This window comes from Moraxella sp. CTOTU48841 (assembly GCF_032061225.1).
GTDB lineage: Bacteria > Pseudomonadota > Gammaproteobacteria > Pseudomonadales > Moraxellaceae > Faucicola > Faucicola cinerea.
The window spans coordinates 35,458-49,684 of the sequence record NZ_DAMBFQ010000003.1; the positions used below are offsets into that span (position 1 = coordinate 35,458).

Here is a 14,227-nt window from a genome sequence, read left to right on the forward strand (position 1 = left end):
TTAATCAAACATTTTTATAAACTTGGTGAGATAGAAATTATTTTTCTAGGTTATCTTCTATAATGACATAAGAAGGCTAATAAAAGGAATATTCATGCCACCATTATCTGCCCAACTTTGTGCGATGAGCTTTCAAGGCAATGCCAATAACGGTTTGCAGCAAGATGCGTTTTTCTTTCTTAATGACTGTTATCAAACGTCATTAGGGATTACTGAAGTTCAGACGTCTGAAGAGGCGTTTTGTGTGGCAGTTGCCGATGGGGTAGCGCATTCCAGTCTTTCTCAGTATGCAAGTCTTATTGCGGTCAAGGCAGTTAAAAGGCTTTGGAAAAGCTATCAGAATGGGCAAAATCAGTCGGTTGTAGTATCGATGCAATCAATCTATGAGCAAATTGCTAATGCACCAATCAAATATCGAGGTGCAATGACAACATTGGTATTGGCTTATCGGTTAAAGGATAGTGATGAAATTGTGATAAAACATGTAGGTGATAGTCGGGTTTATTTACAGCGATCTGATGCTATAACTAACAACGGCTGGCGATGTATTACCCGTGACCATAACCTACTGAATCAACTGGTTGACGACAAGGCTGAAGCGGAAGGTCGAACTACCGATTTTAGTGAATATAATAAACAAGGTATGGCAACGGCTTTATATACCATCACCGATTATTTAACCATTGATAGTGATGAGATTAGTAATCCAATGCCAAGCTATGATAGCCAAATGTTACAAGTTAAAGCCGGGGATTGCTTAACAGTGTGTAGTGATGGGGTGCATGACTTAGTGTCATGTGAAGAATGGTCCACGATTGATGGGCAGACAGACTTACAGGATTGGCTAAAAAATCTTCGCAAGCAAATCTATGTCTCACAAGGTCGGGCTTATGATAATGTCACAGTTATTGTCATAAGATTCTGTTAATAAAAGATGATAAATCGATGAGTCAGATTACCCAATTTTTACAGAGAAAAGTGTCTGATAATAAAGGACGCCAATTGGCCGATATTTGGGCATTTAGCGATTTTCAGTTGGAACACACACACAACTACATTCAATGGTTATTCCCGATTGATAAACCCAGTGCCAATAACCGTTATGCACCTGTATTAACAGAAAATGATATAGAACTTTGTCGTCAAGATATGAGGATACAAGAAAATTTAATTTTTTCCTTCAATATGATGCTTAAGTTTTGGGGCATTGAGCGACAAGACTGTCAGTTTATCTTGATAGCTAATCAACCTCAAAATCATAAATTATGGCTAACTCGCTATAACCATAATCAACTACGAATCAGCCGTGTGATTAGAAGTTTAGGACTACTTGGACAAATTCAACTGGCGAAAGACTTTCAGTATTTTGTGATTAAAACCGCTTACGATTCGCAAAAAGTCAGCGAAGAAACGATGCAAAATTGGTTGATAGCCTTTGATGCCAGTAGTGTTTAAAGAGGATTAAAATATGTTAGGCGCAATTATTGGTGATATAGCAGGCTGTGTCTATGAGCGAAGACCGCCTAAAACACCTGAATTTCCACTGATGCATCCATTTAGTCGCTATACCGATGATACAGTATTAACGATAGCAATTGCTACGGCTCTACTCGATAATACTTCTTACAATCAAGCGCTTTATCAGTTTGCAAGAGCTTATCCAAATCGAGGTTATGGCAGTACTTTTATTCGGTGGTTTACATCATCAAATCCCCAAAGCTATAACAGTTTTGGCAATGGTTCGGCGATGAGAGTTAGCCCAATTGGTTTTATGGCACAATCAAGGGAATGGGCATTATCAGAAGCTGAAAAGTCGGCCAGTGTTACCCATAATCATCCAGAAGGGATTAAGGGGGCGCAAGCCGTTGCATTGGCGATTTATTTGGCAAGGCAAGGAGCATCCAAGGATGAAATTCGTGAGCAACTTACCTTACAGATTGGCTATGATTTATCAAGAAGCTATGAAGATATTCAACCCACTTATACGTTTGATGTGACTTGTCAGGGGTCAGTGCCTGAAAGCATTATCGCGTTTTTAGCATCAGAAAACTATGAAGATGCGATTCGAAAAGCTATTTGGCTTGGTGGGGATGCGGATACGATGGCTTGTATCGCAGGGGGTATCGCTGAAGCTTATTATGGAGAGATACCTGAGTATTTGATGGATGAAGCGATGAAAAAGCTACCACAGCAATTTAAAGATATTATTACCGCTTTTTACCAAGCGATTTAAAAACAGATAATGTCATGTAAAAAGATAAGACAAAGAATCTTTTCAGATTAACCTGCGATATCACGATTCATTTCAATAAAGGAAGAAGAAACAATGCAGAATAAATATACGATTATGAGTGATATCTTTGTTGGGGAAAGTTTAAGCATTGCCAAATATGAGCCAAATAAAGTTGCTAATGGTTTAAACCATGCGACATTTTTTGTTGCTAGCAATGATATTGATGTGGTGGATTTACAGCGATATCGAGAACAAACTAAAACTGAATACCTCATTGCTATTAAAACTTCGAATAAATATTTCAATTGTTTAAACATTGCCGATAATATCATCGAATGCTTACCAAATGAAATTGAAATGGCAATATATGGTTTAGCATCTATATCGAGTAAATGTGCCTTTATCGGCATAGATTGGAATGATTTTGAAAAAGAAATATCTGGCGGGGGTGGTATTCAATTTATTCAAAGTCACGCTAATGGTGAGAACTGTGTTAATAAGGCTTGTAATGCATTAGCTTTAAGAATGCACCAAATCAAATCAGATAAACGATTAAAAAGTGTAATGATTAATATCTTTGCTGATACAAGTTTTGATTTTGAGAAGCAAGAAATTATTAACAAAATGACGATGCAAAATTTAGATGTTGACCAAGCTACTATTTATTATCAAATTAATTTTTTTGATGAGTTTGATTGGTGGCATAAGGGTGAACAAGGCTGTTTCATTTGTGAGTATCTGATATATTCAGATGAAGATGCTGATGCAAAAAGTTCCACTAATTCAACCCAAAAGGACAATTTAATGCAAGAGTATGTAAAAAGCCAATTTAGTAAAAACTAAAAGACGGAACGAGATATGAATAATCTAGAGCAATTAGCCCAATTTGCCGAGCATCTTAAACAAGCCGATGGATTACTGATTACAGCAGGGGCAGGGATGGGTGTGGATTCAGGTCTGCCTGATTTTCGGGGTAATCAAGGCTTTTGGAAAGCATATCCACCCCTAAAACACCTTGGTAAAAGCTTTGTGGATATGGCAACACCACAGCTATTTCATACTGACCCAAAATTGGCTTGGGGATTTTATGGTTTAAGGCTTAATACCTATCGTGCGGTTGAGCCACATCAGGGTTTTTATTTACTTAAAGAATGGTCAGAAACCTTACCGAACCTAACGCATGGCGCATTCGTGTTTACCAGTAATGTTGATGGTGAGTTTCAAAAAGTTGGCTTTGACGATGAAAAAGTGTTTGAGTGTCACGGCTCAATTCATTGGCTTCAATGCGTTGATAACTGTAAGCAAGATATTTGGTCAGTTGATGGTTATACGCCTGTGGTTGATGAAGAATATTGTCAATTAACCAATGATTTTCCACTTTGCCCACACTGTGGCGGTATAGCTCGTCCTAATATTTTGATGTTTGATGACTGGAAATGGCAAGCTCAACACCAATTACCTAAAGAATATCAACTTGAACAATGGCTGTTTAATGTCAAAAATTTGGCGATTATCGAACTGGGCGCAGGAACAGCTATTCCTACAGTACGCAAGTTTGCTGAAAGATTGGTTAGCTATCCGATTAATGAATCGGTAAGTTTTCTGCGTATCAATATGCGTGAATACCAAGTACCCAATAATTCAAATTGCTATGGCGTGGATATGGGAGCTTTGGAGGCTTTGCAAGTTTTAAATGAATTGAACACAAAATAAATTAATTGAGAAAGTTTATGAGCCAAGAAAAAGCTACTGTCAAAAAGATTAATGAGATCTTTGCATTAAATCCTAGAGTTCCCGAATATCAACGCCCTTATAAATGGCAAATTCGTCATGTTCAACAGTTGTTAAACGACCTGCTTATTCATTTTAAAGACAATAAAACATATCGGATTGGGACAGTTGTTATTCATGCAGAACAAGGTATGAATAATATTGTTGATGGACAGCAACGTCTTGTAAGCTTGTCATTATTTCTACATATTGTTGGTTGTCCACAAAAACTTTTATACGAAAAATTTACCCATAGTATTAGCCAGGTTAATATTCAAGAAAATTACTCATATTTAAAAAGTTATGTGATTGAAAATCTTTCCGAAGAAAATCAAGCAAAATTTGCTGATTATCTTTTAAATACTTGTGAGATGGTATGCGTAACATTAGAAGATTTAGATGAAGCCTTTCAGTTTTTTGATTCACAAAACGCTCGTGGTAAACCATTAGAGGCTTATGACCTATTAAAAGCCTATCATCTGCGAGAAATGCAAGATAAGCCAGAAAGTATCATTCATCAAAGCGTATCACAATGGGAAAAATCAGCACTCGCATTAGAAAATAGCCCAAATCTCGATAAAATTATTAACCAGTTACTTTTTAGGTTGCGACGTTGGCAATATGGACTTGAAAGCGAGGTGTTTACTAGTGAAAAGTTGGATACCTTTAAAGGAATTTCAGAACTAGACAGCAAAAAATTTCCATACTTATATGCCACGCTTTCCGCTACTGCATTATCTGAATTTGCCAAATCAAATCCGTTATTATTCCAATCCCATTTTTTGACCCAAGGATTCCAAACTAATCAGCCGATTATCAATGGAGAATGGTTTTTTACCTATATTGAGTATTACCGCAAAATTTATTTTGAACTCTTTAATGCTAAAACAGGTAAATTGTGCCAAATTAAAAAAATTAATCAGATTGATTTAGGCAAAAACCTTATTGATTTCTTGGATAACTATCATGGTAATTCACGAACGGGTGACCGTTATTTAAGAACACTATTTGAAAATATAGTATTCGCTTATTACGATAAATTTGGCGATAACCAACTTGAGAGCTTTATCAATAAAGCCTTTTGGTGGGTATATCGTTTACGCTTAAATTATTCAAGAATTGGTTACGTCACCATGGAAAATGAAGCTATTTCAACTAATAGCCTATTTAAGACGATAGAAAGAGCCTATAAGCCAAATATTGTTTTGCAGGTTGGTCGTGAGGGTTTTGAAAATAAATTTGACAATATAGATAATAAATTTAAAGAAATTTTTGGCATGGGAGCAAATAATGGGTCAAACTAAAACACTAAAAATCGGTGAGTTACTTAAAAGCGACCAGTACATAATTCCCATTTATCAACGTAACTATGCGTGGGGTGATACCGAAATCGAACTTTTATTGACGGATATTTATAATGCCATGTTACGAGCAGGTAATAAAAGCTATTATATTGGTAGTTTAGTAGTATCCAAACGTGAAGAAGGTGTGTTTGAAGTCATTGATGGTCAGCAACGTTTAACGACTTTGACGATACTTGCTAGTTTTTTAAAACAGAAGAATTATTCTTTCATGCCCTTTAATCAGAAAAACGTCAGTTTTGAATACCGCCAAGATTCTGATAACGCTTTAAATGACTTGTTCGCTGCATATTCATTAAAGGATGCCCTATTGTCTGCGAATTTTTTGCAAGCTAAAAAATCTATTGAAAAATATTGGCAAAATGATAAAGGCGAAGCCTTAACAAAATTTATCTTCAACCAAGTTGAAATTATTCGTACTGAAGTACCGGCCCAAACGGATTTAAATCATTACTTTGAAATTATGAACACCCGTGGTGAACAGCTTGAAAAGCATGAGGTACTAAAAGCTCGTCTTATGGGACATCTTAATAAAGAGGAACAAATACCCTTCGCCAAGATTTGGGACGCTTGCTCGGATATGAGCCGTTATGTAGCGATGGGTTTTGATAAAGGATTACGAGACCAGATTTTTGGGACTGATTGGCAGGTTATTCCCAATAATTTTTCTGTTATCCGTGATTTTTACATTTTAAAAGAACAGGCGGAAAAAAAGAGCCTTATTACTAATGAGCAAGAAGAGTTACAGCCAACAATTTATAATATTATCAATGGTAAATTTAAAGGTGATAAAGTACAAAGTCATGAAAAATCTGAACGCTTTAATTCAGTCATTGATTTTCCAAATTTTTTAATGCACGTTTTACGAATTTATCGAGAAAAAACAGCAGAAACCAAAGACAAAATACAAGCTATTCCACTCGATGAAAAACGACTTTTAGAGAATTTTAACTTTTTAGACCAAGCCAATCAGCAAGAAAACATTAAAGCTTTTGTGATGGTGTTATTGCAATGTCGATATCTATTCGACCGTTTTGTGATAAAAAGTGATACCACAAAATCTGAAGATGACCATTGGTCTTTACTAACTATTTATCCAAACAACTTGAGTGGAAAAAATACATTCGACTCTCACAATGATAATATCGTAATGCTTTTATCAATGTTTCATGTTTCAAATCCTTCAAGAATTTATAAAAACTGGCTATACGCAGTTTTGCGATGGCTATTTAAATATGAATTAAAATCATTTAACGCTATTGAATATATTCAATTTTTAGAAAATCTAAGTGATGGATATTATTTTGACTATTATGGTAAGGCAGAGCGTAATGCTGAGGACTTCTTTGATTTAATTTATGATAATGACTTTTCTACTGAGTCATTTAAATTAAACGAAACTAATACCGAAACTTTAAACTCTTTATTAAATTTAGGTACAGCCATACCAAACTTTATTTTTAACCGTTTGGATTATTTGTTGTGGAAAAATAAAAAGGGAAATTATCAAAAATTTCGTTTTACGTTCCGTAGTTCAGTAGAGCATTTTTACCCACAAAATCCCGATATTAAAAATAGGGATGAAGATATTCAAGGAGTCTTACATAGTATAGGTAACTTATGTCTCATTACTTCAAACATGAATTCCAAATTCACAAACAATATGCCGTTAGCAAAAAAAGCAAATTTTAGTAAAAGCGATTATAACAGTCTTAAATTATCACTAATGATGGAAGAAGCAGAAAGTTGGGATAGAAATACTATTGAAAGTCATGGTGGTGAAATGATTAACATTCTTAATTTAAAAAGTGAGCTTCAAGAGAGAGCTAAAGCATGATTGACATCATGGAACATCCAAGAGGTGAACGACTCATTTCCCTTTATCAGTATTTACCACGAGGTGAGCAAAATGCCAAAAGCTTAAGTGAACTCATCATGCAATTCAATCCAACTGGCGAAAAGACCAAAAGCCGAACTAAGTTGCTTGAAAATGATTTGCTTGCCTTATTCTCATTGCTAGGGGAAGCAGCCATTGTCCGTATTCCAAGTTGGTCCGCAGGCACAATTTCAGGTAAAACCCCAAAATATTACATCAATCCCAATCATGCCCTTGGCAACTTTGACAATGAGAATCTATTTTTTTGGGAAATGCTCGATAAATTCACTGCCAACTTTTTACCCAAAACCATTCATCAAACCCTTGAACAAAAAATTAGCACCGTTCGAGAGCAGCACCAAAAGCAATATCAAGCGAGTGAACTTGGCAAATGGAAGAATCATCTCATTACCCTACCAAGCATCTTACAAGCACCGCATTACGATAGCCAAATCCTAGCTGTTATTCATCAAGCCATCTTAAGCCAAAAAGTTTTGCAATTTGACTATCGAAAAAAATGGGAAAGTGACATAGAAACCAAAACACTGTATCCCGTAGGGCTAGTATTCATCGACAACATGGTTTATTTAACAGGGTTTTACACCATTGGTGATAGCCCAACGTTAAGTGAGAAAAAACAATTAGCCAATCACCGTAATTTTGCCTTAACTCGCATCTATGCTGCACAAGTCACTGATGAAACCATCCCAAACTGGGTAGAAAATTATAGTTTGGACAAACTTCAAAAGATGGGAAAACTTGAAATTCATGTGAATGACAAACCAGAATTGATACAACTGAAGCTAAAAATTAATGCCTATGCCTGTGACCATCTGCGAGAACGTCCGTTATCTGATGACCAAATTATTGAGCCGTTTGACGCTAATAATAAATTATTGACCGCAAAAGTAATGAACACTGGAAGACTAGAAGAATGGTTGATTGCAATGTCGCAATTGTCGGAAGTTATCGAACCTAGCTATATCCGCGAAAATGTCATTGAGCGTTTACAAGCAGGCTTAGGGCAATATGCATAAAAATGAACGCTTGTGACTATATACAACCCTGTATCAAGCAATTGAATCTTCTTCACCCTTACCACCTGTACCCAATGGGCTAGAAGATGAATTTGCTTATAACAGTATGACTTTTAGAAGTCAATAAATGAGCAAGTACTGTAATCAGCTAATCGAATCACGGTGATGACATGGATATGGGTAGAAATAACTTTCAAAACAATGCTAGACTTCGCAATAATAACACCCGTGAAAATAATGGTTGGTTAGTATTGTTCGGCATTATTGGCTTTATCATTCTGTTGTCTACTTGCTCATCAAAAGATGATAGTGATGCTTCACAATCTGATAGCAGCTATTCATCTCAAACTAATACAGAATCAGCTACCCCTGTTGTCGCTACAGAAAGCTATAATTGTAGAGTGGTGGGCGTTAGCGATGGTGATACCTTTACCTGTCTAGCAAACGGCACTAAACAAATAAAGGTACGACTTAATCAAATAGATGCGCCTGAGAAAAAACAGGCTTTTGGTACTGCGGCTAAAAATGCATTAGCAGGTTACATATTTGGTAAAACTGTTTTATTAAAGACATCGGGTAAAGACAAGTACGGACGTACAATCGCTGAAGTCTATATCAATAACAACAATATTAATAAAGCGATGGTAGCGGATGGCTATGCTTGGGCATACCGCGAGTATTTAAGAGATCAAGATTACCTACGTATAGAAGCACAGGCTAAATCACATACCGTTGGCTTATGGTCACAGCCCAATCCAACCTATCCAAGTGATTTTAGGCATAAAAAAACGTCAGTGAGCGCAGTACCACAGTCTATCCAAAAAACACAACGGTATGAAACGCCCAACATTCAAGAAAGGACTATTCAAAGCTCTCCTAGAAATGGCAGAAGCTGTGGTAATAAACGCTATTGCAAGGAGATGAATGATTGTGCAGAGGCTAATTTTTATTTAACACAGTGCGGTGTGAGTCGATTAGATGGTGATAGTGATGGTGTCCCTTGTGAGAGTATTTGTAATTAAAAGAGCGTTTTTCAGAAACTGTGTAACTGCCATTAGGGTTAAAGATACGGCTAAACTCTATCACCAAGCTCAATCGTAAACCGATTCAACGCTGAAGTCCAGTCGCGAATCGACATTGCCCACTTTTTAGACACATTGAGTACTGCCCAAAATTATTCTCTTTTAATATTAAATAAGCCTATCGAAAGGAAATCAGGAATAGTCACAGCTCACCAAACAACAAATTTAATAAGTTACTATTTGAATTTCAGCCCTGAAATTTTTTTATTTCATCAACCGTAAAAACTGTGGATTATCCACTTGGATTTGCAAATTGTTCTTATACTCTTCAATTGTGCCACGAGCACAGAAACGTTTGCCAATATGACCATCAATTTTACCGAAACGCTCTTCAAACCAACGATAATCGTTATCCCATACTAGTAGGGTTAAAGATTGATTCGGATAAGGCTTATCCAAATTTAGATAATGGCGATTCGATAAATGCTTAGTTTCTTTTAAAATACCGCAAGCCATCACAGGTTTACTGACATAGAAAGGGGCTTTAACCGCTTCAATTTTGGGTTCTTCAGCATGGGCTTGTAAGGTACCACCAATCAGCAATGTAGTACCTAGTAGTAGATGTTTTATCATTGTTTATTCCTTAATAAATAATCATTTTTCTAATATCATTTAGTTATTAATCTGGGATGGGCTTTTCATCTCAATTTGTGGCACACCCTTATAAGTATTAATCATTCCATCCACGCAGATGGGGCTACCTTCAAATGAAGTTAAATTATCAAACTTATCCACATTCGATGACCACACTAATACAGTCGCATCTTGATGCGGATAAGTATTACCTAGATTTAGATAGTAACCTTTGCTAAATTCTTTGACTTGAGCAACTTGACCACAAACAGTGGCACGTTCACCAATATGCTGTGAAGCCTGTTTCGCATTAATTTGACCATTACTTGATAGAGTAGGAGCGACTGATTTTTCGACGACTGGCTTAGGCTTCCCTATCACCACTTCAGATTTCGGCTCAGGGATAGTCTTGGTCACATTTTTAACTGCAGCTGATTTTTTAATATCCTTATTAATTAAATCTGTTTCAGGTTTTTCATTCATATGCAAATCTAATGTACTAGCATCTCCCTTATATTCACTATTTTGATTTTTTGACTTCGTAGATGAGTAACTTACATTCTTTGAGACTTGTTTAGTTATCTCGGAAGTATTATTAAAGTAGGTATTTGAGTGAGTTGACTCACTTACATTATTTTGTTTGAAAAGAGTATAAATAATAGTCCCTAAAACCAAGACTGTAATCAAACTAACAATAGCTAACTTAAGTTGATTTGATTTTTGTCTAGCTCGCAAATCAGCTTGTCTTTTTTCTTCCTCAGCTTTTTGTCTGGCCCGCAAATCGGCTTGCCTTTTTTCTTCTTCAGCTTTTTGTCTAGCTCGCAAATCAGCTTGTCTTTTTTCTTCCTCAGCTTTTTGTTTGGCCCGCAAATCGGCTTGCCTTTTTTCTTCTTCAGCTTTTTGTTTGGCTCGCAAGTCAGCTTGTCTTTTTTCTTCTTGAATTCTTCTTAATTCAGCTAAAATATTAGTGTTATTATCTTTGGGTTTTGTAGGTTCTGGGGTTGCAATAACCTCTTCGAAAGACGGGCGAGATTGATAAGCATTCAAACGTAGTGTTGCTTCTTGTTTATCAATGACATTCATTTGCCCCTTTTTAGAAACAGTTATTGAAATATTTGTATAAAGTGAACCATCTTGTTTTTTACCAGTATAAGGTTTATCCATTAGACCTTTAATACTTACCCATTTACCTTTCCATCTATAATTAGGCTTTTCATTAAGTGTATTAATTCCTTCACCCCAAATTGCCACCTTAAATATTTTCTTCCTCCAGTCTCCAAAATTAATAAATATATACGGTGAGCCGTTGGTTGCAGTCCCTTCTTTAACATAGGTAATTTGACCAATTACCTCCACTAGATTACCAATTTGGTCTACACATGCAGCAAAATTGGTAGCATCAATAACAGGGTAAGGACTGATGTAGCTAGTAACATCAATTGTGCCAGTAAATTCTCTAGTTGTAATAGTCGTTGGAACAAAACTACTATTACCTTGCACAAAGTTAAATAATGAAGGTATTTGGTCTAAGTTATTACTATTACAAATAGAAGCAAAATCTGCTATAAACTTTTTTAATCTAGGATAACTAGTTAATAAGCCAAAGGTTTGTGAGCTTGCTGGCGAAATAAAATCATTGGCTCTAAATACAAAGTTATCAAAGTCAGATTTTGTTTTTTTCCAAAGATTACTATCTTCAATTAAAGAAATAGTGGCTAACCAAACAACAATTAAAGAAAATCTATCGATACGCTCATTATATGGGTTGAGCTTCTGACGTAAAGGATGCTGGAAGTTAACATGCCCTGTTTCTGAACTTCCTAAGTTTTTTAGCGATTCCAAGTAAAGACCATCATAGTCTATTAATTTTATCATTTTACCATCATTAGATACCATGACGTTTCCTGTTTGAATATCGCCATGAGCTATCTTATTTTTCTCAAGATACTGTGATAAATTTAGAAGACTAATCGATAAATTAGTTAAGGATGCATTGTTGTTGAAATTATTTTCAAAAAACTCTCCTAGTGTGACACCTTCAGCCCATTCCATTTTTACAATAGGATAATGTTTACCATTGATACATATACCCTGCGCTTGGTAGTCAAAATCAACAAAAAATTCTTTTGATAATTTCTTTAATTGTGATGAAATTTTAGTATATTTTTCTTCGATATTAGGGGCTGGTCTGTGGAAACAGCGAACGGCATATTTTTTGGTAGAGCATTCAACTGTATAAGTAAGCGCAAATCCACCAGTAACAGGAATTGGGATGCCATATCCGGATTTTTTAACTATGCCATTTTTAAGTTCATTATCAGATAAACTGAGATGTGGGTACTGCATTACCTCAGTATATTCTTCCATTTTTGGATATATCATATCTATATTAGAGCCTTAAAACTGCAAATGTAGTATCATCAATATTCATAACTTTTAAGATACGACAAAATATCACGAAAAGTTTGAATTGCTCTTCTGTTACTGATATAAGAAACCTGCAAAGTAAATCTTCTTTAATGATTTGATTTTCAATCACTTTACTTATCCATGCAGCTAAAGCATCAGTTGCACAAATAGCTATCATTCGGTCTTTTTTATAAAATTTGACTTCTTTTAGTCTGCTTGATCCCAAATTATTAAAATCTAATTTTTTATTCCATTCAATATTCGATGATACGAGATAAGGGTCTTCGTTAAAATTTGGTATGTCAAATAATGGCTTATAACGATAATTCCCTAGATAATTTTTTTTAAAAAGAAAAATGAAACTATCTCCGATTAAAAAAAATCTATAGAATCTTTTTTGAGGTTTTGCATTTAAAATGATTTGTTGTATACCAACAAATGTTGCGAAGCTACCTTTTTCGAATCCTTCGGTCTGTAACCAGCTCATAGTTGCGAAATCATGTCTTGAAATATAACTTTTAATGCAAGAAAGTAGCCAATTTTCAGAAATATTTGTTTGTTCTTTAGTAAAAGATTTAACAAGTATTTGTGCCCACAACTTGGAGTTATATGAATTGCTTGCTCCATCACTTAAAGCGTAAGAATGAATAGGTGGCATTAAGTTAAAATACTGAAAGTCTTCATTACTATCAGCGTAGTTAAACTCTTTTGGTAAAGATAGGCTATTAAGTTTTTCAATCATCTTAAATTTGATGCTGTGCTCGTTCCAATATTAAAGAATTTAACAATATTTTCTGCATCTGCATTAAACATAAATCCTTTAGGATCATTTTCTACTTCATAGCCATAATCTTTTGCAAATCCAACAACTCTAATAGGAAGATTACTGGACATCCTAAATAACATTTTTGAATATGTATTGGAAACTTCAGTCTCTGATGATGGAAAAGAAATGGCTTTGCCCTGTAAAGTGCTTACATGTAAGTTAAATACGAGTACACTGCCGTCGTCAGTGCTAACATTTTTTAATAATTCTGTAATCACTTCAGGATTACCATCAGTAGATTCACCATCAGTAATATGTAAAACAGTAGGCGGATAACTGTCTCGATGATTATCACACCAAGTCGCTAACTCCTGAACGGCCAAAGTCAGAGCTCTAGTCATAGGTGTGCGACCATTTGCCTTAGGTTCAAACCAAACTGGAAATTTTACTGGTACTTCAATAATTCCACCTGCACCATCAGCAATTTTTTTCTTTCTATCTTCTATGCGTAAAGGGTTTTCATAAATTTTAGAAATGGGCTGAAGTACTTTATCTTGTAAATTAGGGGATAATGAATTACCAACAAAATCATGCCCATATCCTATAACCCCAATTTCAAAATAATCTCTCACACCTTCAGATTTTTGACATTTTTGTAGTAATCCTGAAAGTGTATTATTGAGAACGTCAGCTACGAATTGTGCTTTTGAAACTCCTGAAGCCATTGTATCTGACATAGATGATGATTGATCAACGATAAATAAAAAGGCTGAAGGAATATTACGAGAAATTGATTGTTGATATGCCATTTTAAATCCATCTAAAACTTAAGTTGAAAAAAGTTAACTTTAAAAATAGATTAAAATTTATATAAATTTTGCAATTTATTTTTGTAACAGAATGTTTGACTCATTTTAAAGCTTAGATTTCTAGATATTGGATAATACCTAAAAGAATTAAAATATATAAATTAATAGATTGATAAAACTCATACAATTACTAAAAATAAAATCATTTTATATTTTAAATTCTTGTAAATTACTGTTATTCTAATAAAAAATTGAAAACATTACAGCAATAATTTTAACTAAATTTATTATATAAATTTATAAGGTGGAAA

General features: G+C 34.9%; 13 protein-coding genes. 9 read left to right on the forward strand and 4 right to left on the reverse strand.

Translation table 11 applies throughout. The features are described 5' to 3' along the window. Positions 1 to 94 precede the first annotated feature (94 nt). The 9 genes from RT034_RS04620 (at position 95) to RT034_RS04660 (ending at position 9,299) form a co-directional block, all read left to right on the forward strand. A complete protein-coding gene (locus RT034_RS04620) occupies positions 95 to 928 on the forward strand; it encodes a PP2C family protein-serine/threonine phosphatase (RefSeq protein WP_313014227.1) in 834 nt (277 codons plus the stop codon). A gap of 17 nt (positions 929 to 945) precedes the next feature. After that, on the forward strand, positions 946 to 1,455 hold the full coding sequence (locus RT034_RS04625; RefSeq protein ID WP_313014229.1) for an opioid growth factor receptor-related protein: 510 nt from the start codon (positions 946 to 948) through the stop codon (positions 1,453 to 1,455). A gap of 13 nt (positions 1,456 to 1,468) precedes the next feature. Then, positions 1,469 to 2,233: an ADP-ribosylglycohydrolase family protein gene (locus RT034_RS04630; protein ID WP_219300714.1), complete on the forward strand. Its 765-nt coding sequence runs from the start codon at positions 1,469 to 1,471 to the stop codon at positions 2,231 to 2,233. 93 nt (positions 2,234 to 2,326) lie between these two features. Beyond that, the gene (locus RT034_RS04635) at positions 2,327 to 3,076 is read left to right on the forward strand and encodes a hypothetical protein (protein WP_313014231.1); all 750 of its coding nucleotides are present in this window, start codon (positions 2,327 to 2,329) and stop codon (positions 3,074 to 3,076) included. A 15-nt stretch (positions 3,077 to 3,091) separates the two neighbouring features. Then, on the forward strand, positions 3,092 to 3,946 hold the full coding sequence (locus tag RT034_RS04640) for an SIR2 family NAD-dependent protein deacylase (protein WP_313014233.1): 855 nt from the start codon (positions 3,092 to 3,094) through the stop codon (positions 3,944 to 3,946). Positions 3,947 to 3,963: 17 nt separating this feature from the next. Continuing rightward, the gene (locus RT034_RS04645; RefSeq protein ID WP_313014235.1) at positions 3,964 to 5,307 is read left to right on the forward strand and encodes a DUF262 domain-containing protein; all 1,344 of its coding nucleotides are present in this window, start codon (positions 3,964 to 3,966) and stop codon (positions 5,305 to 5,307) included. Further along, positions 5,294 to 7,201 carry a DUF262 domain-containing protein gene (locus tag RT034_RS04650; protein WP_313014236.1) on the forward strand — a complete coding sequence of 636 codons (1,908 nt, stop codon included), beginning with the start codon at positions 5,294 to 5,296 and terminating at the stop codon, positions 7,199 to 7,201. Before RT034_RS04645 ends, RT034_RS04650 begins: the two co-directional genes overlap by 14 nt. Further along, positions 7,198 to 8,277 (forward strand): helix-turn-helix transcriptional regulator, encoded by a 1,080-nt coding sequence (locus tag RT034_RS04655; protein WP_313014237.1) that lies wholly within the window; start codon positions 7,198 to 7,200, stop codon positions 8,275 to 8,277. The genes RT034_RS04650 and RT034_RS04655 overlap by 4 nt, the downstream gene beginning before the upstream one ends. Before the next feature lie 170 nt (positions 8,278 to 8,447). Continuing rightward, on the forward strand, positions 8,448 to 9,299 hold the full coding sequence (locus tag RT034_RS04660) for a thermonuclease family protein (protein WP_284035305.1): 852 nt from the start codon (positions 8,448 to 8,450) through the stop codon (positions 9,297 to 9,299). 264 nt (positions 9,300 to 9,563) lie between these two features. On the opposite strand, the gene RT034_RS04665 is transcribed toward RT034_RS04660, so the two are convergent. Genes RT034_RS04665 through RT034_RS04680 form a run of 4 tightly spaced genes read right to left on the reverse strand, consistent with a single transcriptional unit; the run spans position 9,564 to position 13,916 of the window. After that, on the reverse strand, positions 9,564 to 9,932 hold the full coding sequence (locus RT034_RS04665; RefSeq protein WP_284035306.1) for a hypothetical protein: 369 nt from the start codon (positions 9,930 to 9,932) through the stop codon (positions 9,564 to 9,566). Positions 9,933 to 9,971: 39 nt separating this feature from the next. Beyond that, positions 9,972 to 12,299: a protein kinase gene (locus tag RT034_RS04670; RefSeq protein ID WP_313014242.1), complete on the reverse strand. Its 2,328-nt coding sequence runs from the start codon at positions 12,297 to 12,299 to the stop codon at positions 9,972 to 9,974. Between the two features lie 22 nt (positions 12,300 to 12,321). Beyond that, positions 12,322 to 13,083 carry a hypothetical protein gene (locus RT034_RS04675; RefSeq protein WP_284034990.1) on the reverse strand — a complete coding sequence of 254 codons (762 nt, stop codon included), beginning with the start codon at positions 13,081 to 13,083 and terminating at the stop codon, positions 12,322 to 12,324. Further along, complete coding sequence (locus tag RT034_RS04680; protein ID WP_313014247.1) at positions 13,080 to 13,916, reverse strand: vWA domain-containing protein; 837 nt, start codon at positions 13,914 to 13,916, stop codon at positions 13,080 to 13,082. The genes RT034_RS04675 and RT034_RS04680 overlap by 4 nt, the downstream gene beginning before the upstream one ends. Positions 13,917 to 14,227: the final 311 nt, after the last annotated feature.